We start from the raw sequence: 25,877 nt of genomic DNA on the forward strand, positions 1-25,877 counted from the left end.
GTATCAGGGGACCCGTTGCAACCGGAATTCCTGCTCAGGAGACTCCGCCACGTTCGGATTCTGGATCAGCGTCGTGTTCGGGGCTGTGGTGTTTCCCGGCACCTCCCAGCTCATGCCGTCATGCGTCCAATAAAATTTCACCCGTCCGTCGGTTTGGGGCAGGATTCTCACGGACTGCTGGCTCTGATACATGAGTTGCAAGGGGGCGGCCGCGGCGGTGGAGGCGCCGCCGCTCACTTCGATGGACGCGCTGGTCCTGGCCCGGCTCGCCAGTTTCAGCAGTCCTTCGCCCGCGCTGTTGAAAAGCCAGCGGAAGGAGTTCGCGGTGGAGGCGGTGTTTTGAACGATGGGAGTCTCGTTGGTCGTCCCTGCGGACAATGTGGAGACATAGCCTCCCGACGAAGTCTTCAGGTAGTAGTCCCCCCACGGTTGCACCCGCCATTTTTGGGCGTCCGAACTGTTTCCGTTGCGCTGCCAGATCAGCGTGCCCGGAGTGGTGCCGGCCCATTGGTTGTCGAGATAGAGTCCGCTGTTCACGTTGCGGATCCGGAACCAGCCATTCCCCGCATCCGTGAGATCCCACTGCTGGCCGGGGTTGTTGGACGAGTAGGTCCAGGACTGGACCAGCGCGTTGTTCGCCGTCGAATCACCCGTCACGCTGAGGGCCTTTCCGGAGACGGTCGAGATGATCTTGAAATGATTCAGGTTCTCCGTCGGAACCAGCGTCCATTGCTGGTTGGGGTTGTTGGTGGAGGTCGCGCCCTGGTAGATGGTCGCTCCATTGGCGGTGTTGCCGTCGGCGAGCTCCATCGCCAGTCCGGATGTCTTGTTATAGATGAGGTAATGGGGTGACGCGGTGTTCAGCGGGGCGGCCTCTCCATGCATCTGGTAGGGGAAGGAGGCTGCGTGCATCCAGACATTGGTCGTGGGGCTGTAGGTCTGGGTGGTGACGATGTTCTCCTTGGGTTTGAAGGTCAGCAGTCTCAGGATGCCATTGCCTCCGAAGTTCGGGGCCTGGGCGTTCTGATAGTTGACCAGCAGGGTATGGATCGTGCGGCCGTTGTAGGTGTCCGAGCGCATCGCCTCATTGCAGGGCGCGATGTGGCCGCAGAGCATCAGGAATAGATTCGGGTTGCCCTTGATGGCGTCATAGGTGGCCTGTCCGTAGCCGCTCCACAGACCTGTATTGCCGATAAGCTCGTGCGTCACGAAGATCGCCCGTCGGTTGGGATGCGCCTGCATCACATTGTTCACCCAGGCGAGGTCCTCGGCGATCGTGGAGGTGGAGTTCTGCTCGCCCGGCGCATGATACCTCATGTGGACGATGACGAAGTCCAGTCCGCCGGAACTGATGAGGTGGTAGAAGTTGTTGTTCTCGTCGCCCAGGCTCGTGATGGAGTGCCCGCCGTAGTAGGCCTTGTCAATGTAATGGGATACTCCGAAGTGGGTGTTGTAGTTGTTCAGCGTGAAGACCGGGGAGCTCGAATCGAAATCATGGTTTCCCGCGACCAGTCCGTAAGGAACGGTGTTGTCGAGCTGGTAGTATCCGGTCGTGGCCGTGGTCCATTGGGAGGCGATGGCACCATAGTCCACGATGTCGCCCACTCCGGCGACATATTGGATGTTGGAGGAGGTGCGGTTGGCGTTGATCCAGTTGATCTGGTCATAAAACATCTGCGGGGTGCTGCCCACCACGCCGGCTATTTCCTTCTGCGTGTCCGGCATGACGACCATCGAAAAATCGGAACCGGCGGTGGATCCTTCCGTGGGAGGCAGGAACTTCCACTGTGAGTTGGTGGGAGGCGTGGTGGCGGAATTTTGGAGAACCGGCTGGTTCCAGGCCAGCGCCCCGTTGGGGAATGTCGACGTGCTGGTCGAAACCTGCATCGGAAGGCCCGACTTGACGAAGACGGGGGTATAATATCCGTCGCCCGAATCGACGAGGGTGATCTGGTCGTTGGCGGTGTCCTGGTAGGACCAGAGCTGGACGGCCACTCCGGAATTCCACGAGTTGTTCGTCACGTTGATGGAACGGCCGCTGGCCACCCCGATCAGTTTATACTGGCCATTGCCGATGCTCGTCAGCGTCCACTGTGCGGAGGTCGTGCCGTTGTAAGGGTATTGCACGACCTTGGTGCCATTGGCGGTTCCTCCGCCGAGGGCGTACAGGGCCTGGCCGCTGTTCCGGTTGATGATCTTATAGGTTCCGTCGGCCAACTGGCCGTAGGAGACCTGCGAACCGGCCATCACAAGAAGCAGTGCGCCGGCGAATGAACATTTGAGGTGGCGGAAGTCCTGAAGACTTCCGAACAGATGGGATATGACATTCATGGATTTTTGGTGATTTCGGATTTTTGACAGGAAAGTTTCCGGAAGCTGACGATGATGGGACACTCCGGAAGGAAAGGGTTTGGAAGGAGGACCGCAGACCGGCCGGAAGGGCGGGTTGCGAATCGCCGCGGCGGAAACCCAATACGCCGCGACGATTCATTTCCCTGGCCAGGAAGGTGTCAGTCCGGTGTCACGGAGAGACGGACGAAGGTCTTGGATGAACCGCTCGGGAAGGTGTAGGAAACGGATCCGGTGGCGTTGTTCAACTTGGGATCGTTGCTTGGAACGTCCGCCCAGGTCCTGAGGTCGGACGATGTCTGGATGACAAACGCCGACCCGTAGGCGGAGGAGGGGATGTTGCCACCGTTCGGCCACGTGATGGTCCGGACCGCTCCGTTGGTGACCACCGCGGGATTCGCGGTGAAACCGGAAGCCGCGTTGAGGAAATATTCCACTCCGTTGCGCACCCCGTCCAGATCGGTGTCGGCGTTGGCGGCGGCACCACCGGCGTTCGCATCCGCCCAGGTTTGATAACCCGAGACAGGTGTTCCCCCGACCTGGATCCTGCCGGAGCCGGTGAGGTATCCGCTGGTCGCGGGAGTGGAGGAGTCGTAGATTCCTTCGGGAAGCGCCGTGCCGTTGATGACGAGTCTGGCAACGGTGTCGGTTTCCGGATTCGGCAGATCAAGCACGGCACCGGATGCGATGGTGACGGTGGAGGTGTCCGCAAGGGTGGCGGAGGTGTTGCCGGCGATCACAAGCTTCCCGGCCGAGATGGTGGTGTTGCCGGAGTAGGTGCTTGTCCCGGAGAGGGTTTGGGTGCCGCTGCCGATCTTGGTCACGGACAAGGTCCCCGCGGTGTTTCTGATGGTGCCGGTGAAGACCTGGTCCGTCGCATTGTTGTCGCCCACGGTCAGCGTGGGGGTTCCGCTCATGCCATCGATGATGCCCGTTCCGCTGAGTCCGTTGATGGTCTCGCTGAAGCCGTTGAGGGCGATGGTTCCGTCGTTGACGACGTCACCTTTGCCGGTTCCGTTGGGGATTTGCCCGGCGGCGCCCAGCGAGAGGATGAAGTTGCTGCTGGCGGCCTTCATGATCCGGGTCGTGCCGGAGTAGTCATTCGTGCCCGCCGGGTTTTGGAGGGTCACGGTGAGGTTGGACGCTCCGGTGACGTGGAAGGTGTCGAGGGTCAGTCCGGACGCTCCTGTGACTTTCCCGGTGAGCGAAATGGAGGCGGTCAGGTTGTTGGTGGTGATGAATGTCGCGTCCGCCAGGTTGGCGGTGATGGTTCCTCCGAAGACGTGGCCGGTCCCCACCACCCGGATACCCCGGAAGTCGGTTCCGAGCGCGGTGTTGATCACGAGATCGTTGAGCAACGTGATGTTGTTCACGTCGCTGAGCCAGATGCCGGCCTTGTCCGTGGGGGCCTTGCCGACGGTGATCGGGCCGGTGCCGAAAGGGCCGCTGACGAGGTTTCCTGCCGCGCCCACGGTGGTGGGGTTCTGCCAGATCTTGAGTCGTGTGCCATTTCCGATGGCCGCCCCATCGAGCAGCGTGAGTCCGCCGGAGAAGGTGCTGGGAATGCTGAATACCACCAGAGAACCGTTGTTGTTGTTATTGGTCATGGTGACGGCGAGCTTGTGGGTCGGACCATCGTGGATCTGGCTCGCGACGCCGACATTGGCAGGGGCGGAGATGTGGAGGGTCACATCCGAGCCGCCGTTGTTGGTGATGACGCTTCCGGCGCTGCCGGTGAGATTGGTGAAGGTGGCGGGGAAACCGTTGAGATCGAAGGTGCCGGTGCCCGACACTTGAAGCGGTCCCTTGTCGGTAAAGACCGTCGCGCCTCCGTTTTTCAACACGCCGTCCGCCACATTGGTGTTGCCGGTATAGGTGTTTTCACCGGAAAGCGTCCAGATGCTGGTGCCGGTCTTGGTGATGCCGGTGATGCCGGTGGTCGGAGTCGCGGGATTGTAGCTGAAGGAATTGCTTATCGGCCCGGTGATGGAATTGCCGCTGCTGGTGCCTCCGAGCTCCAGGGTGTCCCTGTTGTTCCCGGAGAGCACCGTCATCGGATTGAACACGGGACCGTCGATCGTGATGGAGGTGGTCATGGGGCTGATCGCGGTGGTCTGTCCGGCACCCCCGACGAGGGACATGCCGGTGAATTTCAGACGGTATCCATTGCCCGCCGTGAAGGTGGTGGATGTCTGGGTGGAGGCACCCGGTGCGACCAGGTCTCCGAGGACCACGGTTTTGTTATTGGAAGGCCCTCCGTTGTTTCCCACATGGAAGGTCCCGCCCATCGCTGAAAGGTAAATCGATTTTCCAAGCTCGATGGTGTCGGAGCCGACTTCGCCGTCGTTGAGAATCGAGGCGGTGCCGGCGCCGATGCTGAGGTTCCCGTAGGGCAGCGCGGCGGGGCCGGCGAACGTCAGGGAGCCGGCGTTGACGTTGGTGCCGCCGTAATAGGTGTTGGTTCCCGCCAGGACGCTCGAACGGCTGCTGGCGTAGGTGAGGGAAGAGCCGTCGGTGATGCTTCCCGCCGCGCTTTGGGTCAGGACCGCCGTGCTTCCCACCCGGATGGCGCTGCCTGCGACCGTTCCGGTGATCGCCAGTGTTCCTGAGGAAAGGTTGGTGGTCCCGGTGTGGCTGCTGGTTCCGCTCAGCGTGGTCGTTCCGCCGCCTGCCAGGGTCAGGGCGGTGGCGAACCCATCTCCGCTGTTGGTGATTTCAGAACCGAGGTTGAGCGAGCCGTTGTTGATCAGGATGACTTCGCTGCCAATGAGTCCCTTGCCCGTGATCGTGCCGCCGGTGATGCTGGCGGAGGTGGCGGTGGGGGTGACAAGAATGCCTCCCGAGGCGAGCACGTTGCTGCCGCTCAAGGTCAGTTTGGTGGAAGGGGAGTTGAAACGAAGGGTGTTGACCGTGACATCGGCGACGGTATCGCCGTTGGTGACATCCACATTGTTTTCAGGCAGGTAGCTGGCAACGCCGGATGCGTAACCGGTGTACGCGGCCAATGTTCCATCCACGTTGCCGAGCCAGCTCCGTCCTCCGTTCGCGGTGGCGAAAGCGGCGGTGGGGCTTGCCAGCAGGCCATTGGCCGCGAAGGCCGCTGAGGTGGTCGTGAGGCTGCCGGAAACCGGCAGGGTGACATCAAGGGTGCTTTGGGCGTTTCTCACCATGGCACCCAGCGTGCCACTCAACGAAGCGGCTCCGTTTTGGGTGAAATTGAGCGAGGCGGCGGAGTTCGCCGTCAACGTGGTACCGTTGAAACGCTGGCTGTTCGTCGCGGCGGAGGCTCCCTTGATTTCCAGCGTGCCGCCCAGATAGAGAGCGGAACTGTTGATCGAGGAATTGATGATGTTCGCCGCGGGGGCTCCCGGCGCGCTGAAATCCAGAACAAGCGGCCCCCCTTCGAAGACTTCCGTGGAGCCGGTATAGGTGTTGGCACCCGAGAGTGTCCAACTGCCGGTGCCCGTCTTGATGATCTGGGTCCATCCGCCGACCGCCGGGGTGCCTCCGTTCGCCGCCGCACCGCCGACAGCATCCTTGATCGGGCCGCTGATGGAATTCCCGTCGGTGGTCCCCGTGAGCGTCAGCGGGTCATAGTTGGTCGTGCCGAAACCGGCCATCTGGTTGGTCACCTCGCCTTTGATGGCGATGGAGGTGGTGGTCGGATTCAGGAACGTCTTGTTCCCCGTGCCTCCCGGCAGAGCCAGTCCGGTGAATGTCATCCGGTAGCCGTTACCGGCGGTGAAGGTGGTCGTCGTATTCGTCGGGGCGACAGGCGAGCTGATGGTGCCGAAGGCAACGGTGTTGCCGGAATTGGCGGAACCGTTGGTGCCGACGTTCAAGGTGCCGCCCGCGCTGAGGGCGATGTTTTTACCCAGGGAGATGGTGCCGTTGCTGCCCGCTCCATCGTTGAGGATCGATAGCGTGCCGGCGCCCAGGCCGAGCGAGCCGGTGGCGGGCAAAGCTTGTGCTCCCGCGAAAATCAGGGTGCCGGCGGTGGAGGAGGTTGCGCCCGTGTAAGTGTTCGTGCCGGTCAGTTTCCAGGTGCCGGCCCCGCTCTTGATGATGTTGAAGGCCGCCGCGCCACCATTGCTGATGTTGCCGCTGATGAGGTTGATTCCGTTGTTTCCCGCGAGGTTCAGTTGAAGGGCCGCGGTGGTGGCGGCACTTGAGATTCCTCCTGAAAAATGGGCCGTGTTGCTGGTGGAGACGGAATTGTTTTGAATGGTGAATGTCCCAGCGGCGGTGGAAGACGCCGGAAGAAGGACGAGTGGTGCGGCGATGGTGAAGGTCTTGCCCGTGCCGACGAGGGTGTTGAGAAAGGAGATGTTTCCGGTGTTGTTGAATGTGATCGGATTGCCGCCAACCGCTCCGAGGGTGAATCCGCTGCTGAGCGAGTCGTAGGTGATGTATCCTGTCGCCGCCCCGGCCGAGCCGACGGTCACATTGCCGGTGGCCGTGTTGAACATCGCGGTATCGGCCGCCACGGGCATGCCGCCTGTCCAGTTCGCCGCGGTGAACCAGTCTCCACCGGCGGCATTGCCCCATACGCGGGTGGCGGCATGGAGCTGGGGCGCGGCAAGCAGTGCGGCGATGGCACTGGTGAGGGCGAAGTTACGGGTGCTGGATGTCCTGAACTTGGATTTCATCGGATGGGTAGGGGTGGGTGAGGGATGGTATCCGTGGGGATTTGCACGGATGGCGGGCGTTTTGGCCGGCTCATCATGAACGCGAGGTTTCGCCCTGGAACCCGACAGCGGATTTTGAAAATTCCTCTGAATTTCCGTATGGCGCACCGATCCCCCCCAAAATCACGGGGAGGAATCACCGACCTTCGCTTTCTGTGTGATCGGACCGAATAAATCGTCCTCAACCTCCCTTGTCCGGCTAACGGACAAGCTGCCCGGACTCGCCCAAAAGCAGGCGCGAAATGATCCAGTCCGGCCAGAAATCACCTTTTACGAAGTTCGGAACCTCGCTGAACTTCGTGGCCACGACCTCGTTCGCGAGGGACAGCTCGGTCCTGGCCTCATCCGGGCGGTTCTGATGGAAGAGCGAACAGGCCAGCAAGATGCGTGCGGTGGCGACGCGCTCCCGGTTCGGTGTGGGGACTTCGAGGCTTTTTCTAGCCCATTCCTCCGCCTGCTTGAAATGCCCGCGGCGGTATTCGCCGAGGGACACGCACACCATCCGCCACAGGAAATTCTTGGCCGAATCCCGCGCCATGCTGGCCGGATCCTGGAAAGAGTCGATGCATCGCTCGATCAGCGGATCGAGTTGCCGCATCTGGTTTGCGTCCGCAGGGAGGAGCAGGGCGATTTTCACGATGCGTTCCATCGAGACCACATCGGTGGAGGTGGAGAAGCGCGAGATCATGGCGTTCCGGAAACGGTCATAACCCTCCTTGTCACCCATTTCCAAAGCGGCGGCGACCACCCGGTAGCAATCAAGGGCCGGAACGTTGTTCGCATCCAGTTGGTTGATCTGGAACAAATAGGTCGAACGCTCGACCGTCTCGTTCCACCGCCCGTTGAAGGCATGCCAGTCGGCGAGCCGGCGGAAGACATCCGCGCCTTCGGGAGAGGGTTGGATCAGAGGAACACCGTCGACAATGGCGTCGGCAGCCGGGAAATCCCCGTCCCTCAACAGCACGACGGCCTGGGTGATTTTCTCACGGGCTTCGGACAGCAATTGGAGCCGCTCCGCTTGCTCGCGCCGGAGATCCGCCTCATGCCGCAGGGTGGTCTGCATCTTCTCGGACAAGCGGAGCTTGCTCAGGGCCTTGCGTTCGTTCCAGTGAAGACGGGTGGAGACGATGGTGGCGGCGATCAGGATCGTGGCGATGGAAACGGCGGCGGCGAATACCGTGCGGTTCCGGCGGATCCACTTTTCCAGAACATACCGCCGGGTTGGCGGACGGGCGACGACAGGTTTGTAGGAGAGGTGCCTGCCGATGTCCTCCGCGAAGGCGTGGGCGGACTCGTAGCGGCGCGACCGGTGTTTCTCCAGTGCTTTTGAAGCAATCCAGTCGAGGTCGCCACGCACTTCGGAAAGCAGGCCGGTCGCGTCCGTTTTCCTTTCCGCCGCTCTTGTGGCAAGCGCGGTTTGAGGCAGGCCGGAGAGAACGGAGGAAGGGAGGGGGGGCTCTGTTTCCCGCAGGATCCGCAGCATTTCACCCAAGCCCGAGCGGGTGAGTTGATGGGGATCGAACGGCGGCTGGCCGACAAGCAGTTCGTAAAGCAGCGCGCCCAGGCTGTAAATGTCGCTGCGTGTGTCGATTTTCATATCACTGCGCTCCACCTGCTCCGGGCTCATGTAGGCCGGCGTCCCGATCATCTGGAGGTTGTGGGTGAGAAGCGCCGTATCCGTGAGCGGGATGTCGGTGGCCTTCGCGATGCCGAAGTCGATGACCTTGGGAACCGGTTGTCCGTCCTTGAGGGTGATGAGGATGTTGGACGGCTTGATATCGCGGTGGATCACTCCCTTCTGGTGGGCGTGTTGGATGGCATGGCAGACCTTGACGAAAAGTCCCAGCCGGGCGGCGGTGGTGAGCCGGTGTTCCCTGCAATATTCCAGGATGCAGGAGCCGGATACCCACTCCATTACGAAATACGGCAGCCCGCCGGTGGTGGATCCGGCGTCCAGCACGTGCGCGATATTCGGATGTTCCATCATCGCCAGCGCCTGCCGCTCGGCTTCGAAGCGGCCGATCACGGCGTCCGTGTCCATGCCGAGCTTGATGATTTTCAGCGCCACGCGCCTGCGGAGCGGATATTGCTGCTCCGCCAGAAAGACCGAGCCGCAGCCACCTTCGCCGATGAGTTCGAGCACCCGGTAGGGTCCTATGTCGGTGCCGATGACCGGATTGGTTGCGGATGTCGCGCTGATGGGAGCCGACGAAACCAATTCCGTCAGCGTTCCCGCGCCGCTTTCAAAAAACGCCGAAGCATCGCCGTCCGATGAGAGAAGCTGCCGGAGGGACATCTCCAGCTCCCGGTCCCCTTCGCAAGCGGATCTGATGAAAGCATCCCGCTCCGGTCCCTCGGGGTGATCAAGTGCCTCGTCGAAGAGGCGTTGTTCGAGTTCGTAGGAGGTTTCAGTCATCCGGGAGGAGAGACGGCCGGTCATTGTTGACGCTGGATCTCGCGGAACAACCAGGTTTTGGCGAAGGCCCAGTAGCGCTCGACGCTGCGCTCCGTCACACCGAGTTCCGCGGCGACCTCCTGGTTCGACATTTGTCCGAAAAACTTGAGCACCACGACCCGAGCGCGGACCGGGTCGATTTTTTCAAGCCGGTCCAAGGCGTCGTTGACCAACAAAAGCTGGTCCTCCGGACATCCCGCGCAGTCCAGTTGGTCGCTGATCTGGAGGCGGACGAGATTTCCCCCATGTTTGACGCGGGACTTCCGCCTTGCCCGGTCGATGAGGATGCGCCGCATGATGCGGGCCATACCCACGATGAAATGATCCTTGTCCTTCCAGGATTCGTTCCCGGACAGGCGGATCCATGCCTCGTGCACGAGCTCCGTGGCCTGGATGGTCTGCCCCGCGTGTTCCCGGGACATGTGCGATGCCGCGAGGTTCCGCAGCTCCCGGTAAAGCAACGGAGGCATTCCCTCGGCAACCCCGCCTTGAGGGCATGACGGTTCTTCGAGGTCGATGGTGGATTCGGCGTAAGCAACCATATACGTCTGTGAAATTACACGCTGACTGGGCCTGTCAAAGACTCTCATACGTTACAATTGTGTCACTTGCTATCATAAACAAAGATCAGCCGCGCGCCACGGGAGGGGGAACAAAGGAGGGGATTTGGAAATTTTCCCCGGAAAAACGATGATTCCGGCCGGAAAATCATCCCAGCCGGTCGCGACGGAATACCGGCGGACCATGGTCGGGACACGCGGATGTCGGCAGGCAGTAGGGAAAATTGGATTGACCCGCCTGAGGTTTCGAACATTTTCGACCCTGTTAGAAATCCCCGACACAATGATCCGTCCAATTCTTTTAGCCGCGTGTTTTGTCGTCTCCGGTGCCGTCGCCCAAGCGGCCCAGATCATATTCACCATCAACGGCGTCGTGACCGAAAGTACTGTAAGTGGTTACGCTGCCAGCGATCCGATCTCGATCATTTTCGTTGCGAACTCCTCGATCGAAAACACGTGGCCGCCGGCAGGTGGCGACTATCAGTGGAGTGAGGAGGAAACCTCCGAGCCGGAGATCTTCAGCCATGTGAGTTTCACCGGTTCTTCCGGAGTGTGGACCCGTCCGTCCGCTCCCGAGAGTGGCCTGGGGGTATTTGACAATGTTGCTGACGATATCTTCTGGTCCGCAGGCCTTGACGAAGCAAGCGCGCAAACCGGACTCACGATCGGTACTGAACCCGTGACCTATATCCTCGCCCAAGGCAGGGTGGAAGATTCTCCCTTCGTCTACGGAACCGATCCCGTCACCATCGAGGATTATTTTTCCTCCTACATGGGCACTCACGACCTCACGCCCTACCCACCGGGAACGGAGAGCTACATCCAGCTGTTGAATGGCCAGAGGATCACTTTTGAGGTGGCGGATTTCAACATTACCACCGTGCCGGAGCCATCGTCGTGCGCCATTCTCCTCGGCGGGCTCGTACTGTCCGCCTTCCACCGCCGGCGTTCTTCCGTCTGAACTGAAGGGAGGCTCACTCGCTGGGCCGGGCCAACACACGGTGTCCCCAGTCATCTGAAGAATCGAAGGAAACTTCGACCCTGGAGTCCGGTAATCCATTTTTATGGGGATCTACAGAACCCCATCTCGGAATCGTTTCGGGATAGGTTGCATAGGTCGTGAACCCTGTCCCGGTCTCTCCCATGAGTGATGATGGATAATGGGGCGCACAGGAAGACACGCCACCGGCCACCGCCAGAGCTGCGATTACCCGACTGATGTTGTGTGGTGTGGCGTGCTTCATGAGGAGGATCCGGGATCTTCGCAGTTCCCGCGCCATCTCTCATGGTTGGTGTGATGCCGGTAAAAAAACGGATCAGTCCTTCAGGCGGTTGCGGAATGCATCGTCTGGATCAGTCTGCGATGCAATATCCGTCATGACCGGCGGTTGGTCCGGGGCAGAATGGATTTTCAAGAAAAGAGTTCCGGGTCAGGATTCTTCAGAAATCCCGCAAGGAGTGCTCCTGAAGGGGGAAAGCCCGCGCGCTGGCGCGGGACGTGCGAGACAAGGGTGAACCATAAACCTGACAAAACCATGACACCCATCGATCCAGTAACCATCGCCAGCGCGGATCCACGTTCGCCCATGGCTCCGCCCTATGTGGACGAAGACCCGAATCTCGCCCTTGTCGAGCAAGGCTTGAATGAAGCGGAAAATGAAACCCGTGAGGCAGTGGCCGATGACTACGAAGCCAGCGCCCTGCTCAGCGACGATCCCGAAGGAGAACTCGACGACATCGATTTCACCGTCGCCGATGACGATAACGAACCGCCCGAGGTCTCGGCGATGCACGAGATCAACGAGTGACGGGCTGGTGATCTCATCAGGCCCATGGCGATTCCGCCATGGGCCTGTTTTCATTCTAACAGTGTTCCTTTTGCGAGGCGTAGTCGCTGGTCGTGGCGTCGAAGATCTGGCAGACATTTGATATCTCCACGTTTTCCACATTGGTCTGGCGGAGGATGCCCAGCGAGGCCTGTTGCTCCATGGGGAGCCAGCGCACGATGTTCTTCGCCAGCATGGGAGGGCAGGCGAGGGCCCATGTCGCGGGCTGGTATCTCTCCAGGATGAAGGTGATGTTCTCCGCGATGGCCTGGTATCCGTCACGTCCGTCATCCCACCCGACAAGCGGGACACTCGTCTGGCCATCGTTGATGTAGTCGATCTTTTCAACGACTTCGGGCAGTCCGTCCGCCAGGATCATGTAGGCGAACAGATAGCGGTAGTCGGCCACGATGAGAATGGTCGGTAATTTCATAACCCATCCATGATCGCATGTGCCATGCCAACAGGGAGAACCGCCGGATTGAACAAGTTCCCGCCGGACATCTGGACGGAACCGGATGCATTCCGCACGCTGTTCGTGCATCATGCGAAATGCGATGTGCCGGAAATCGGCGCAATCCCGCGGAAAAGCCGCTGGCATGCCGCGTGCAAAACGCCCGTTCAGACATGTTGAACTTCCTACCCTGGCGCTATCTGGTGAAACACGCCGCACGTCATTATGGCGTGCTGGACCCCGCGACGTTTCTCGCCAAGCTGCGGGGTTTCGCCCAGCCATCCGAAGTGGCGGAGCCATTGGAACTGCTGAGAGCGGGGATCATCTTCCACGCGAGGGGGCTGGTGAACTCGAAGGCGATCCAGCACAACCTCGACTGGGTATGGCCCTACTGGGTCGAGCGCCAGTTCAACCCCCAGGACAACTCATTCATCCCCCGGGCGTTTTCGTTCAGCCATATCAACCTCACCCACCGGAACTGGACGGCGGTGGGAGTGCCGGACCTGCCGGTTTACCCGATCATTGATCCGCGGGGTCTGGTGACGCCCTTGTATGACGGCTGGTCGCTGGATTTCTGGATCATCACCGACAGCGGCAGACGCCTGCTGCCGAGCAAGCTTGAAGAAGAACGGGTGACACAGCGGTTGCTCTTCGAACCGGATCTGGCGGTGGACACCCGCTGCGGACTGGAGGGACTCGCGTTGCATTCGCTCACATGGTTCGACCGGTCGCTTGAATTGAAAACCCGCGTGAGCGCCGTGTCCGACGAGGACGCATGGCTGGCGGTCGCGATACGCCCCTACAATCCGGAGGGGGTCCAGTTCATCCACAAGATCGAGCAGGCTGCCTCCAACCAGGAATTCCGGGTGAACGGAGAAGCGACAGTTAAAATCGATGCCGCGCCCGACATCACGCGGATGGCGCATTACGCGGATGGAGATGTTTTCCTCGATCTCTCCGCGGGAAGCTCCCAACGGGAGATCACCTGCGGCGTGGGCATGGCCACCGCCGCGGCGCTGTTCCGTCTGGATGCGGGGGTGGCCAGGGCGCTCGACATTTCCGTGACGTTGGAGCGCGATCTGAAAAATATTCCGAAGCTGACGCCCCACATCACCCCTTGGAAGGACGCGCTGGAGCCCGTCGCCAAGCTGAAGATCGCGGATGAGAAGATGCAGTTCCTCCATGACGCCGCGTTGCGGACGGTGCTGCTCCTGTCCGCGGACGACCTGGTGCCCGGCCCCTATACCTACCGGCGTTTCTGGTTCCGGGATGCGTGCCTGATGCTTCATCCGCTGCTGGCGATCGGTCTGAAAGAACGGGCCAAGCGGATCATCGGGCGCTTTCCCGGCCGTCAGACCCGGGCCGGCTACTTCCTCTCGCAGGAGGGCGAGTGGGACTCGAACGGGCAGGTGCTGTGGATACTGGCGCGCTATGCGGAAATGACGGGGGAACCGTTGAGCGAGGAAATCCAGGACGCCATGTACAAAGGCGTCGGGTGGCTGGACAAGAAACGTCTCGGATCGAAAGGTCCGGAAGGGACGCAGGGCCTGCTGCCCGCCGGTTTCAGCGCCGAACACCTGGGACCCAATGATTACTATTACTGGGATGACTACTGGGCATGGGCAGGCTTGGAGGCCGCCGCGGAGTATTGGAAGAACAACGGCCCATTCGAGTTTTCCGTCAGCACCGCGAAGCTCGCGAGGCAGTATGCGGCGAGCATCGCGGGTAGCATCGACGGCATTCCCGAACGTAGGAAAAAGGGCGGCGTGCCCGCGGCTCCGGGACGACGGATGGACGCCGGTGCGATCGGCTGCATGGTCGCCGATTACCCATTGCAGCTTTATCCGGCGGGGGACGGCAGGATGTTGAAAACAGCGGAGTATCTCATGGACCAGTGTTTTTCCAACGGAGGCTTCCTCCAGCAGATGATCCACTCGGGAGTGAACGCCTATCTGACCCTGGACCTCGCCCAGACGTTGCTGCGTGCGGGCGATCCTCGGTTCATGGATCTCATCCGCCGTGTCGCCGAACTCGCGTCGCCGACCGGCCAATGGCCGGAGGCGATCCATCCCCGCACGCTTGGCGGCTGCATGGGGGACGGCCAGCACGGCTGGGCCGCGGCCGAATGGATCATGATGATCCGGAACTGCTTCGTGAGGGAGGAGAAGGACGGACTCGTCATCGGCTCGGGCATTCTTCCCGAATGGTGGGCCGAGGGCGGAGAGATTTCATACGGTCCGACACTCACGGCATGGGGGGCGGTATCCGTCAGCCTGCAAGGCGATCTCCTGCGCCTGAACGCCACATGGCGGACCCAACCACCGAGGCTGACTCTCAAGGTGCCGGGCTTCGCCACAATTGAGGCCGACCCGGCGCAACGGGAATTCACACTTCAAGGATTATGAAAATCGCGATGTTTACGAACACCTACCTGCCGCATGTCGGCGGGGTCGCCCGTTCGGTGAAATCCCTGGAAGAAGCCTGTCGCGCGCGAGGACATGAAGTGCGGGTGATCGCGCCACAGGTGGACGATCTCGAATCCATGCCGGATGTCCTGCGGGTGCCGGCGATCCGCAACTTCAATGGCAGCGACTTCGCGGTGAGACTGCCGATCCCGATGATCGTGCGGGACTTCATGGAGGAATTCCAGCCCGACATCATCCACAGCCACCATCCGTTCCTGCTGGGGGACGCCGCGTTGCGCGAGGCCTGGAAATCCCGCATTCCGATCGTCTTCACCCATCACACCCTTTACGAACGTTACACGCATTACGTGCCCTTGGATTCTGATGGCCTCAAGCGTGCTGCCATCCAGCTTGCGACGGCGTATTGCAATCTCTGCGACCTCGTGATCGCGCCCAGCGAAAGCATCGCCCACCTGCTGGAGGACCGCCAGGTGACCACACCGGTGGAGATCATTCCCACGGGGATCGACACGGAGTCGTTCGGCCGGGGCCGCAACCAACGTTTCCGCAAACGCGTGGGGATTCCAAAGTCGGCGGTGGTCATCGGGCATGTGGGCCGTCTGGCCGAGGAAAAGAACCTGGCCTATCTCGCGGAGGCCGTGGCCGGTTGTCTTGAGCAATCTCCGGAAGCGGTTTTCCTTTTGGTCGGGGAAGGAGAGGTGTTGGAGGGAATGCTCAAGACCCTCGCCCCCTTCGTGGATCAGGGGCGGATCTTCCACCCCGGCAAGCAATCCGGCGACGATCTCGCGGATGCCTACGCGGCCATCGACTGCTTCGCATTCAGCTCGCAGAGCGAAACCCAGGGCATGGTGCTCGCCGAGGCGATGGCGGCGGGAACACCCGTCGTCGCGCTCGACGGGCCGGGTGTCCGGGAAATCATGAAAGACGGCGAAAATGGAATCCTGCTGGATGGGGATGCTCCTGCCGAAGACTTTTCCCAAGCCTTGCTATGGATCGTGGGGGAGGAGGAGTTCTCGAAATCCTGCGCCGCGAAGGCCCGCGAGACGGCGATGGAATACGATACCGAGCCGTGCGTGGACAAGATGCTGCGCAATTACGAAAGGCTGGTCTCCCTCTACGCGAACCACGGTGATGAGGAGAGGACCCAGTGGGACCGCATGGTGAGCGGCATCCAGATCGAGTGGGATCTGCTTGTTTCCAAAGTGACGGCCGCGACCGCCGCGGTGATCGAAACCCCAGCGACGGAGGCCCGCCTTGATTAGCCGCATCGCACTTCGCTGGCGCTGGTTGCGGCGCATGGTCAGCCGCAACCTGCTCTCCGCGCGTCTTCTTGGCGTGAAATCCCCCGCTGGCGAGGCCGGAGAACCGGGGCTGATCCTGATCCAGATCGACGGTCTGGCCCGCACGCAGTTCGAGCGCGCGCTGGAGGCGGGGCAGTTGCCCTTCCTTCGTAAACTGATCCGGCGGAAACATTTCACATTGGAGACCTTTTACGCGGGTGTGCCATCCACGACACCGGCGGTGCAAGGGGAGATCTTTTTCGGCGTGCGCGCGGCGGTTCCGAGCTTCCAGTTCCTGCGCCGGTCGGAGGGGAGGGATTTCCGGATGTATGAAGCCGATTCCGCGAACACGATCGAGGAGGAGTTGTTGGAAAAATGCCCCGACCCTCTGCTTGCCGGGGGGCACGCCTATTCGAATATCTATCGCGCGGGTGCGGAGACGCGCTATTGTTCCAGGGACTTCGCCACCAGCGAGCTGTTCCGGCGGCTGCATCCCTTGAAGCTGCTGGTGTTCGGCATCATCTATCTGCCGAAGCTGCTGCGCATGGTTGTGCTTTCGGTGATCGAGTTCGGCCTTGCGATCGCGGATGCCCTCAGAGGGTTGTATGACAGGGAAGACGTCTTCAAGGAGATCACCTTCGTCCCGGCACGCATCGCCGTTTGCGTGGTGCTCAGGGAGGCGATCCGTTTCAGGGTCCTGCTGGACATCGAGCGGGGCGTCAGGGTCATTCATGCGAATTTCCTCGGTTATGACGAGCAGGCCCACCGGCGCGGGCCGGACTCCGCCTTCGCCCACTGGTCCTTGAAGGCCATCGACAGCGCGATCCGTGACATCTACAAGGCGGCCGCCGACTCGCGCTACCGGGATTACGAACTGATGGTTTACTCGGACCACGGTCAGGAGAAATCCACACCCTATGTGAAGCTGCACGGCCGCGAGCTGGACGAAGCCCTGCGCGAGGTGTTCGCGACGGGTCCGCTGGCCGGCACGGAGATATGGAGCCGCAAGATGTCCGAGTTCCTTGGCAGCACGGTGGACCGCTACCGGCAGTGGTTCGGTGCTTCCCGGAAGCCGCCGGTTTCCGAAGCCGCGCCGGATCCGGGGAGCCAGATCGTCGTGACGGCGATGGGGCCGGTGGGACACCTGTATTTTCCCCGCATTCCGGAGGACGGGGCGATGGTGGGTTATGCCAGGGATCTTGTTCAAAAGGCACGGATTCCGTTGGTGATCCTGCCCAAGGGTGATGGTGGTGTTGTCCGGGCTTTCACCCGCAGTGGTGAGTGGAAGTTGCCGGAAGACCGGGCGGAGATACTGGGGAAGGATCATCCGTTCCTGGACGAGGCCGCGGATGACCTGCTCGCCCTGGCCGCCCAACCGGATGCGGGAGACATCGTGTTCAGCGGCTGGAGCCCCCACGAGGATCCGCTGACATTTCCCTTGGAGAATGGTGCCCATGGCGGTCCGGGTTCGGAGGAGACGAGGGGATTCCTCCTGGTTCCGGACCGCATCCGGCGGTGGCATGTTTCCCACCTTGCCAATACCCGCCAGAGGGTGAGGGGAGAGGATCTGAGGCAGATCGTCATGCATTACCTCGGCCGGGACGGGAAGCGGGAGGAGTTCGTGCCGGAAATGGCGAGGGAGGTGCCGACCGGCACACTCCGCGTGATGACCTACAACATCCACAGTTGCGTGGGCATCGACAGCAAGATCCGCCCGGAGCGGATCGCCAGGGTGATCAATCATTTCGACCCGGACATCGTGGCGGTGCAGGAGGTGGACTGCCATCGTCCCCGCAGCGGCGGGCACGACCAGGCCCAGCTCATCGCGGATCACCTGAGGATGAACCATGTGTTCCAGACGATGCTGGGCGAGAATGAGGAACGCTATGGCATCGCGGTTTTTTCGAAATACCCGGTCGAGATCGTCAAGGCGGGGTTGCTGACCGAAGCCGTCCCCAACCGTTACCGTGAAGCCCGCGGAGCCATCTGGGTGAAGTTGAAACAAGAGGGGGGCGGGCACATCCATCTCATCAACACCCATTTCGGTTTGGGAAAACAGGAACGTTTCCAACAACTGCGGGCTCTCATCGGCACCGGATGGCTGGGCTCGATTCCCGAGGAAGAACCCGTTGTCTTGTGCGGTGACTTCAATTCGGGACCTAGATCGAAGGTCTTCCGGATGCTTACAGGACTGCGTGACGCCCAGTCGCAGGTCCATGGGTTCCGTCCGCGGCCCACCTTCTCCTCGGTGAATCCGGTGCTCAGGCTCGACCATGTGTTCGTCAGCAAACACTTCGACGTGAAATCCATCGAGGTCCCGAGGACGCCGACAGCGGTGGTTGCTTCCGACCACCTCCCCTTGTGCGTGGAACTCTCACTCCGGGAACCGTCATGAAGCTCTGGAGCGAGATACGGCGCCACTGGGGCAAGCTGCTGGTATTCCTCGTCCTGGCGGCGGCATGTGGCTGGCTGTTCACGGAGGGAGGAAAAGAAACCAGGGAAATGCTCACCGAACAGGTGAGGAACCTGCCCGCGTTCTGGTTCATCGTCGCCTACGCGCTGCTTCCTGTGGCGGGGGTTCCGCTCAGTCCTCTGCTGGTGCTGGCGGGAGTGAAGTTCGGGTTTTGGCAGGGAATGGCCGTCGCAGCGGCCGGAATTTTCATCCACCATGTCATCGCCTATCATCTGGTGCATGGCGGGCTGAGGAGGCGGGTGAGCGAACGTCTGGAGAGAAGCAGCTATTCCATCCCCACCCCGGACGCGAAAAACCATGTCTGGTTCACCGCTGTCTTCGCGTCGGTGCACGGTCCACCCTATGCGATCAAACTCTACCTGCTGGCCCTCACGGAAGTGAGCTTCCGGGTTTACCTATGGGTGGGGGCGCCGGTTTATATCATCTTCTGCGTGGTTCCCGTCGGGGCGGGCAGCTCCGCGATCTCCGTCAATCCCTTGTGGCTCTACGGCGGACTCGCCGCGGTGATGCTTCTGGCGTTCCTCGGGAAATGGCTGGGGAAATCGATGTCGAAATGACCGCACCATGGCGATCTGCACGATCTTCTTGCGCATCGCATGCCGCCCGACGCGCCCGTTCACCGCAAATTGCCTGAAACCAACGCCCGGCGTATCCGGGAAAAGGGCATCCGGTCTGCTGGAACGGGATCCGGTGGATTGATGCAGATCCTCCTCACTTGATATTTACCTATGTTAGAAACAACCGGCGAAGACGAAATCGACCTTGGTGTCATGGCTGGCTCGGATGTGGAATTCCGGTCCGAAACAATCTATTTCCTCGTCCTGGACCGGTTCTCGGTGGGCAATCCCGACAAGGACCGGGAAACGGACCCGATGTTCGATTCTTCCCACACGGACTGGTCGAAATACTGGGGGGGAGATCTGCAGGGCGTCATCAACCGGTTGCCCTATCTCCGGTCCTTCGGAATCTCCGCGATCTGGACCACGCCGTTGTTCGAGCAGGTGGAGTCGATGAGCCTGGGAGACAAGCCGCAGGCTCCCATCCACGGATACTGGACCAGCGATTTCAAACGCATCAACCCCCGCTGGGTGAACGATCCGTCCGAGAAACGTCTCTTCACCCGTGACGACACCACCTTCGACCGGCTCCTGGAGGCGATGCATTCCAAACGCATGAAGTTTGTTCTCGATATCGTGTGCAACCACAGCTCGCCGGAAACCACCATTGGAAAAGGCAAGCTCTATGACGACGGAACGCTCATCGCGGACTTCGACAACGACACGCGGCATTGGTATCATCATTATGGAGTGACGCAGGATTGGAGCGACGAGTGGCAGGTGCAGAACTGCGAACTGGCCGGACTCGCCACCTTCAATGAAAACAACATCCTCTACCGGAACTATATCAAGGAGGCCATCAAGCTGTGGATCGGCAAGGGGGTGGATGCGATCCGCATCGATACGGTGAAGCACATGCCGCTGTGGTTCTGGCAGGAGTTCAATTTCGATCTCGGGGTGGCGAATCCCAACCTCTTCCGATTCGGCGAATGGATCTACAACCACCCGGCGATCGAGGCATCGGTGAACTTCGCGAACAAGGCGGGGATGAGCCTGCTGGACTTCGGATGGTGCATCGCCGTGCGGAATTGCTTCAGCGGTGCGGATCCGGCGGGATTCCACGCGCTGCAGGATCTGTTCGACCTCGATGGAAACTACCATGGAGCCACCGAACTGGTGACATTCTTCGAGAATCATGACATGCCCCGGCTCCAGTCACTGGGGGTTTCGGACGCGGCGATGGATCTCGCCCTTGTCCTGTTGCTCTGCAGCCGCGGCGTTCCTTGTTTATATTATGGGTGCGAGCAGTATCTGCACGATGATACGGATGGCGGAAACGATCCATACAACCGGCCGATGATGGAGGCTTGGGAGCCCACCGGGGCCACGCGCCTCATCGGCATCCTGGCACGCGAGCGGAAGCGCAACTTCGCGGTCCAGTGGGGCGGGCAATGGCCGAAATGGGTGGACGAGCAATCCTATGTCTTCCTGCGCCGCTACCGCGATTCCCGCTGCCTCGTCTTTCTCAACAAGGGGCCGCGCCGCGAGTTGTCCGTGGAGAATCTCGAATTTCCCGATGGAGGTCACAGGTGTCTGCTGAGCGGCCGGACGATCGAAATCAACGATGCCCGTGCGACCGTCCTGCTGGAAGAGAACGAAGCCATTGTCCTGTCCGCGCGGGGAAAGCGGGTGGTCGCGAAAACGTTGATCCGTGTGCAGGTCAATGGCGCGCCCACCCAGCCCGGCGACCGGCTCGCGGTCATCGGCGATTGCGCGGAATTGGGCGAATGGGACCTGTCCCGCGCGCTCGATCTGGAATGCGTGAATGCGAACACATGGTTCGGAGAACTTCCTTTCAACGAAAATTCCGGCAAGGCGATCGGATACAAGTTCGTCATCTTTTCGCATGAACCGGACAAGCCGCCGCACCGGGAGTCCCGGATGGTGAGGCTGCGTCTGGTGACGCCGGAAGCGACCGCCAAGTGGCGGGACCAGTGGGAGGAATGATTTATGACCAAATCCACAATGAAATCCATGTCAGGAAAACGCGCGCTGGTCACCGGCGCGGGATCGGGAATCGGCCGGGCCGCCGCCCACGCCCTCGCCGGCGCGGGAGCCTCCGTCGTCTTGCTAGGGCGCACGGCGGAAGAATTGGAGGAGGTGCTGGCGGAGATCGGCGGTGAGGCAAACGGGCACCGTTGCGCCGTGGCGGATGTCTCGGACGAGAAGGAAATGATCGCCGCATATGCAAGCATCGCGGGACAATGGGACTCGCTGGATGCGGTTGTGGCGAACGCCGGCATCAACGGCGTGTGGGCGCCGCTCGACCAACTGGAGGTGGACGAGTGGGATCAGACGCTGGCCGTCAACCTGCGCGGCACGTTTCTGACCGTCAAGCTGGCCCTGCCCCTGCTGAAGAAGAACGGTGGCTCCGTCATCGTGGTTTCCTCGGTGAACGGAAACCGTATCTTCAGCAATTCGGGTGCGACCGCATACTCATGTTCCAAGGCCGCGCAGGTGGCGTTCACCAAGATGACCGCGCTCGAACTCGCCAAGGACCACATCCGGGTGAACGTCATCTGCCCCGGCGCGATCACCACCAACATCGACGATTCGACGGAAAGGCGGGACATGGAAGCGCTGCACCTGCCGGTGGAGTTTCCCGCTGGCGACGTGCCTCTCACCCAGGGCAAACCCGGTGTGGCGGATGATGTGGCGGACGTGATCCTGTTCCTGGCCTCCGCGCAATCCGGCCACGTGAGCGGAACGGAAATTTATGTGGATGGCGCGCAGTCGCTGCTGCAAGGATGATGATAAAGAACACCGATCCGCGGCTTGTCGGCCAGGGTTCGGTGGAAATGAAAAATGGTGATCGGGCATCTGTGCCCGCCACCTGCTTCACGCTGATTGCGGTTGCAGCAATTTCCGATAGATCTCCATGTATTGATCCACCATCGAAGCTGGGGAGTGGTCATGTGCCGCCTGTGTCATGATGCGGGAAACCTGTGCCTTCCGCTCCGCCTGGGGACGCATGTGGAAGCGCATGGCCTCATCAATGGCCCAGCGCAGGCCCTGGGGGTTGTAGTGCTCGAAAACGAATCCGTTGCCGGTGTTCTGCTGTGGATCAAAATGGGTGACCGTATCCCGCAGGCCGCCTGTGGAGTGGACGATCGGCAGGCTTCCATAGCGCAGGCCGATCATCTGCGAAAGTCCGCAGGGTTCGTAGGCGGAGGGCATGAGCATGAAGTCGGATCCCGCGTAGCCGAGGCGCGACAGGCTTTCACTGAACCCTGCGACCGCGATGCGGTGCTTGAGATTGTGGAATTTCGCAATTCCCTCGAAGGTCTCGCGATAGGGGCCGTCCGCCACGAAGACGACCTGGAGCCCGAGGCCCCAGTAGTCGCTGACCAGCCGGTAGAGCATGTCCGCGAGGAGGTGGCATCCCTTCTGGACCGGATCAAGCCTGGAAGGCCAGAAGAGGATCGGAGCCTCCTCGTCTTCTTCGAGTCCCAGCGCGCGCTGGAGCGCGAGCTTGTTGGCCAGCTTTCCCGAAACATGATTGGACGCGTCGTAGCGATGGGAAAGATGCGGATCCTGCTTGGGTGAGATGGATGACGGCAGTGAATTCACGATACCGTGCGCGCGACCTGCTCCGAGTTTTCCTCGGACGGCATCGGTGATCGCCCACGAGGTGGGGTGGTCGCCGCCGGCCAGCTCGCCAAGGAAGCTGCGGCTGACGGTGTTCATGTGGTCGGCGGCCAGGATGCCGGAGGCGAGCATGCTCACGGAGTTGTTGTTTCTCGCGTTTTCATAGCTTCCCGGATACTGGTGGAAATAGAGGTTTTCCCAGAAGCGGGCGGCGTCGATGCCACGGTCCTCGATGTGGCCGAGAGAGTCCCGCTCGTCATGGAGATTGTGAACGGTGAAGAGGGAAGGGATGCCCATGGAGCGGGCGGCGGCGGGTACGAGGCCTGTCATCCAGTCATGGCAGTGGATCAGGTCCGGCTGCAACCTCGGCATGACGTAATGGATCACATCCCGTTGGAAGGCGAGGGCCGCTCTCAGGTTCGACTGCGCGCAACCGTCATACACCGAACGGCGGTAGGAAAACTCGCGGTCCTGGCACAGGTGCAGTCGCCTCGAATGTCCCTTGGGACCCAGTTGGAAGAGGGACCTGAAATGGGGAATGGCGACATGGACGTCCGCGCCGGACTCCGCGAGGGAATCGAACAACAACGCGCTCACGTCTGCCAGTCCGCCGGCCTTGACGCAGGGAGCGGGTTTGCCGTTTTTCGCCAGATGATCGCTGGCGCTGATTTCAGGAGTAACCAGAAGGATTCTCGGACGCCTGCCACGATTCACCTCTTTGGCCTGGGATTTGGGAATTGGAGTGGAACTTGTGGCATGGCGGATCGAGTAAGGGGCTGTAAAGGACATGGATCTGTTCTTTTTTCAATTCGTGTAGCCCGTGGCATGCCAGAATCCTCACGCGGCGGAGGCGTTGATAGTGTGTCAGGTTTTTTCCCGACACATCCGCCGGGGATGCAAATTGCATACCGTGCGATTGCAATGTGCGAACAAGCGCGGGCTGGCACATTTTGGTTTTTCAATATGGGAACGGTGTTTCGTGACGCTTCGCCATGGTTCTTAACGCGGGCCGCCCCAGGCTCCGGTAGGGTGGTCCACGTGGCACGCCGCCTGCGAAACGAAGGCCGCCACATGGATACCGATCTCTCCGCACCCGCCACTCCCCCTCATGACGAAATACCGCTGACCCAGCGCAGGGCGGGCCTGTTGGTGCCGGTTTTCGCGATGCGGCATCGCGAGGATTTCGGCGTGGGGGACACCCGGGCGGTGCGCGAGGCCATCGATTTTTGTGCGGACAACTCGTTCAAGGTGCTGCAGCTCCTGCCGATCCACGAGACGTTCGGCGACCACAGCCCCTACAATCCCATCAGTTCCAGGGCGCTTTCTCCCGTTTACATCTACCTGCATCCGGACGAGGTGCCGGGTCTGCTGGCCGGAGATCTCGAGCGCGCCGCGCCCGACGCATGGCGGGCACAGTTGAGGAACGGCATCGTCAAACACGGTTCGGTGCATCCGCTGAAAATGCAGGTCCTGCAACTCGCGTGGCACCGTTTCCTGACGGGAAACCAGACGGACCTGATGCGGGAGTTCACGGAGTTCCGTGAGCAGGAGAAGGCCTGGCTGCCACATTACACCTTGTTCCGGCTGTTGATCCGCGAGTACGAGGGCAACACCGAGTGGCTGGACTGGCGGCCCGAACACCACACTTTCCAAGGCGCGAACAACTGGCTGATGCAGCACCCGGACCGGGAGGAACTGGAGGATATCCGGGATGGCTACGCCTATGCCCAGTGGATCGCGCACCGCCAGTGGGATGACGTGCGGGTTTATGCGGAGAGCAGGAGCGTCATGCTCATGGGAGAGATGTCGTTCGGAGTGGGCCGGGGGAGTTCGGATGTCTGGGCGAACCCCGAACTGTTCGATCTCGAGTGGAACCTCGGCTCTCGGCCGTTGACCCATTTCGACACCAACAAGGACGCGGAACGCTGGGGACAGAACTGGGGACTGCCTTCCTACCGTTGGGAGAACCACCGGTCGAAGGGATTCGCATGGCTGCGCTCGCGGGTGGCGGGAGAGCGGAGGTTTTTCCACATCTGCCGCCTGGACCACCTTCGCGGATATTTCCGTGCCTATATGTTTCCGTGGCCGGGCGGTGCCAGGCATTCGGAATATTCCAATCTGACCGATGAGGAGGCAGCCCTCAAGACAGGAGGGAAACTGCCGCGCTTCGTCCTCGGTCCGGACGACGATCCGCAGTTCGCGAGAATGAACGAACTCCAGGGGCGCGAACTGATCGGTGTCATCCGCGAGGCCGCCGGGCCTATGGAACTGGTGGCGGAGCTGATGGGCGCGATGCCGGAATACATGAGCCGCGCGCTTGAAGAACTTCCGTTGGCGAACCTGGTTTTTCCACAACTCGAACAATTTTCCGGACAGGAAGATCCTGCGGACCTGCTGCTGCGCGAGCTGAGTCTGGTGACCTACGCGAACCATGACAACGCGCCGCTGGCGATCACTTATCTCCATTTGCAACGCGCCGCGGCCGCCAATCCGGATGGCAGGGAAGCCTCGCAGCTCGCCTGGCTTCTCGGGTTCGCGGGTTGGGCCGAAGCACCTCCTGAGGAGCTGGACGATCGTCTTCTGGTGGCTTTGCAAACGGCCCTGCTCGCCACCCGCTGCAAGCTGGCCGTCTTCATGTGCAGCGATCTGCTGGGGGTGCCGCTCCGTTTCAATCTGCCGGGAAGTTACGGAATCGAAACCTGGTGCGACCGGCTGGACTTTCCCTTTGCCGACTTCGCCAACCATGCGGTGTTCGGCCCGCGCATCGCGACGGTGCGCCGCCTGATTTTCGAACACGACCGTGCCTGAACCTACGTAACTCCGCACCGACCGACACATGAAAATAACAAGTGAATTTCGCTTGGACAGGGAAAGACATGGTTCGCATGATGCCCGCATGAGCACGCTGGAAAACACGGACGGGGAGCCGCTGCCATGGAAAGAAATCATCGGCAAGGCCGCGCATGACATGCGGACACCGCTTTCCTGCATGCGGACGACCGTGGAAGTGCTGCGCATGCTCGCGTCGTCCGAGCAGGACACCCGGATGATCGAGATCCTTGAGAAACAGATCGACAGTCTCGCCGCCCAGGTGAATGACCTTGTGAATGATCCGAGAGCCTATCTGCCCGGTGGCTCCCGCTCCAGGCACTGAGCGCTCG

Annotated in this window: 16 protein-coding genes; 10 read left to right on the top strand and 6 right to left on the bottom strand. The window is 61.0% G+C overall.

Translation table 11 applies throughout. The features are described from left to right. Positions 1 to 3 precede the first annotated feature (3 nt). From JIN84_RS15510 to JIN84_RS15525, 4 genes are all read right to left on the bottom strand, one after another. Entirely contained in the window at positions 4 to 2,331 is a 2,328-nt protein-coding gene (locus JIN84_RS15510) for an RICIN domain-containing protein (RefSeq protein ID WP_200351953.1), read from the bottom strand. Positions 2,332 to 2,510: 179 nt separating this feature from the next. Beyond that, entirely contained in the window at positions 2,511 to 6,998 is a 4,488-nt protein-coding gene (locus JIN84_RS15515) for a beta strand repeat-containing protein (protein WP_200351954.1), read from the bottom strand. A 238-nt stretch (positions 6,999 to 7,236) separates the two neighbouring features. Continuing rightward, entirely contained in the window at positions 7,237 to 9,453 is a 2,217-nt protein-coding gene (locus tag JIN84_RS15520; protein WP_200351955.1) for a serine/threonine protein kinase, read from the bottom strand. A 20-nt stretch (positions 9,454 to 9,473) separates the two neighbouring features. Next, positions 9,474 to 10,034, bottom strand: coding sequence for an ECF-type sigma factor (locus JIN84_RS15525; protein ID WP_200351956.1), 561 nt, complete (start codon positions 10,032 to 10,034; stop codon positions 9,474 to 9,476). A 301-nt stretch (positions 10,035 to 10,335) separates the two neighbouring features. Here JIN84_RS15525 and JIN84_RS15530 point away from each other — a divergent pair, with 301 nt between their 5' ends. Together JIN84_RS15530 and JIN84_RS15535 are read left to right on the top strand one after the other, a co-directional pair. Beyond that, positions 10,336 to 11,013 (top strand): PEP-CTERM sorting domain-containing protein, encoded by a 678-nt coding sequence (locus tag JIN84_RS15530; protein ID WP_200351957.1) that lies wholly within the window; start codon positions 10,336 to 10,338, stop codon positions 11,011 to 11,013. A gap of 574 nt (positions 11,014 to 11,587) precedes the next feature. After that, complete coding sequence (locus tag JIN84_RS15535) at positions 11,588 to 11,860, top strand: hypothetical protein (protein ID WP_200351958.1); 273 nt, start codon at positions 11,588 to 11,590, stop codon at positions 11,858 to 11,860. Positions 11,861 to 11,915: 55 nt separating this feature from the next. Here JIN84_RS15535 and JIN84_RS15540 read toward each other — a convergent pair whose 3' ends face one another. Continuing rightward, positions 11,916 to 12,311, bottom strand: coding sequence for a hypothetical protein (locus JIN84_RS15540; RefSeq protein WP_200351959.1), 396 nt, complete (start codon positions 12,309 to 12,311; stop codon positions 11,916 to 11,918). Between the two features lie 194 nt (positions 12,312 to 12,505). Between JIN84_RS15540 and JIN84_RS15545 the strand changes: the two genes are divergently transcribed. From JIN84_RS15545 to JIN84_RS15570, 6 genes are all read left to right on the top strand, one after another. After that, a complete protein-coding gene (locus tag JIN84_RS15545) occupies positions 12,506 to 14,737 on the top strand; it encodes a hypothetical protein (protein WP_200351960.1) in 2,232 nt (743 codons plus the stop codon). Beyond that, positions 14,734 to 16,020, top strand: coding sequence for a glycosyltransferase (locus JIN84_RS15550; protein ID WP_200351961.1), 1,287 nt, complete (start codon positions 14,734 to 14,736; stop codon positions 16,018 to 16,020). Before JIN84_RS15545 ends, JIN84_RS15550 begins: the two co-directional genes overlap by 4 nt. A 73-nt stretch (positions 16,021 to 16,093) precedes the next feature. Next, positions 16,094 to 18,433: an endonuclease/exonuclease/phosphatase family protein gene (locus tag JIN84_RS15555; protein ID WP_200351962.1), complete on the top strand. Its 2,340-nt coding sequence runs from the start codon at positions 16,094 to 16,096 to the stop codon at positions 18,431 to 18,433. Next, a complete protein-coding gene (locus JIN84_RS15560) occupies positions 18,430 to 19,068 on the top strand; it encodes a TVP38/TMEM64 family protein (protein ID WP_200351963.1) in 639 nt (212 codons plus the stop codon). The genes JIN84_RS15555 and JIN84_RS15560 overlap by 4 nt, the downstream gene beginning before the upstream one ends. A gap of 171 nt (positions 19,069 to 19,239) precedes the next feature. Then, on the top strand, positions 19,240 to 21,075 hold the full coding sequence (locus JIN84_RS15565; RefSeq protein ID WP_200351964.1) for an alpha-amylase family glycosyl hydrolase: 1,836 nt from the start codon (positions 19,240 to 19,242) through the stop codon (positions 21,073 to 21,075). Positions 21,076 to 21,102: 27 nt separating this feature from the next. Further along, entirely contained in the window at positions 21,103 to 21,879 is a 777-nt protein-coding gene (locus JIN84_RS15570) for an SDR family oxidoreductase (RefSeq protein ID WP_200351965.1), read from the top strand. Between the two features lie 87 nt (positions 21,880 to 21,966). Here JIN84_RS15570 and JIN84_RS15575 read toward each other — a convergent pair whose 3' ends face one another. Next, entirely contained in the window at positions 21,967 to 23,505 is a 1,539-nt protein-coding gene (locus tag JIN84_RS15575; protein ID WP_200351966.1) for a glycogen synthase, read from the bottom strand. Between the two features lie 282 nt (positions 23,506 to 23,787). Here JIN84_RS15575 and JIN84_RS15580 point away from each other — a divergent pair, with 282 nt between their 5' ends. After that, the gene (locus JIN84_RS15580) at positions 23,788 to 25,524 is read left to right on the top strand and encodes a 4-alpha-glucanotransferase (RefSeq protein ID WP_200351967.1); all 1,737 of its coding nucleotides are present in this window, start codon (positions 23,788 to 23,790) and stop codon (positions 25,522 to 25,524) included. 88 nt (positions 25,525 to 25,612) lie between these two features. Further along, positions 25,613 to 25,870, top strand: a complete 258-nt coding sequence (locus JIN84_RS15585) for a histidine kinase dimerization/phospho-acceptor domain-containing protein (protein WP_200351968.1) — start codon at positions 25,613 to 25,615, stop codon at positions 25,868 to 25,870. Positions 25,871 to 25,877: the final 7 nt, after the last annotated feature.

Source organism: Luteolibacter yonseiensis, assembly GCF_016595465.1.
Taxonomy (GTDB): domain Bacteria; phylum Verrucomicrobiota; class Verrucomicrobiia; order Verrucomicrobiales; family Akkermansiaceae; genus Luteolibacter; species Luteolibacter yonseiensis.

Coding starts and splice junctions, on each gene's coding strand:
- JIN84_RS15510 (WP_200351953.1), bottom strand. CDS start 2,331: ATGAATGTCATATCCCATCTGTTCGGAAGTCTTCAGGACTTCCGCCAC.
- JIN84_RS15515 (WP_200351954.1), bottom strand. CDS start 6,998: ATGAAATCCAAGTTCAGGACATCCAGCACCCGTAACTTCGCCCTCACC.
- JIN84_RS15520 (WP_200351955.1), bottom strand. CDS start 9,453: ATGACTGAAACCTCCTACGAACTCGAACAACGCCTCTTCGACGAGGCA.
- JIN84_RS15525 (WP_200351956.1), bottom strand. CDS start 10,034: ATGGTTGCTTACGCCGAATCCACCATCGACCTCGAAGAACCGTCATGC.
- JIN84_RS15530 (WP_200351957.1), top strand. CDS start 10,336: ATGATCCGTCCAATTCTTTTAGCCGCGTGTTTTGTCGTCTCCGGTGCC.
- JIN84_RS15535 (WP_200351958.1), top strand. CDS start 11,588: ATGACACCCATCGATCCAGTAACCATCGCCAGCGCGGATCCACGTTCG.
- JIN84_RS15540 (WP_200351959.1), bottom strand. CDS start 12,311: ATGAAATTACCGACCATTCTCATCGTGGCCGACTACCGCTATCTGTTC.
- JIN84_RS15545 (WP_200351960.1), top strand. CDS start 12,506: ATGTTGAACTTCCTACCCTGGCGCTATCTGGTGAAACACGCCGCACGT.
- JIN84_RS15550 (WP_200351961.1), top strand. CDS start 14,734: ATGAAAATCGCGATGTTTACGAACACCTACCTGCCGCATGTCGGCGGG.
- JIN84_RS15560 (WP_200351963.1), top strand. CDS start 18,430: ATGAAGCTCTGGAGCGAGATACGGCGCCACTGGGGCAAGCTGCTGGTA.
- JIN84_RS15565 (WP_200351964.1), top strand. CDS start 19,240: ATGTTAGAAACAACCGGCGAAGACGAAATCGACCTTGGTGTCATGGCT.
- JIN84_RS15570 (WP_200351965.1), top strand. CDS start 21,103: ATGTCAGGAAAACGCGCGCTGGTCACCGGCGCGGGATCGGGAATCGGC.
- JIN84_RS15575 (WP_200351966.1), bottom strand. CDS start 23,505: ATGTCCTTTACAGCCCCTTACTCGATCCGCCATGCCACAAGTTCCACT.
- JIN84_RS15580 (WP_200351967.1), top strand. CDS start 23,788: ATGGATACCGATCTCTCCGCACCCGCCACTCCCCCTCATGACGAAATA.
- JIN84_RS15585 (WP_200351968.1), top strand. CDS start 25,613: ATGAGCACGCTGGAAAACACGGACGGGGAGCCGCTGCCATGGAAAGAA.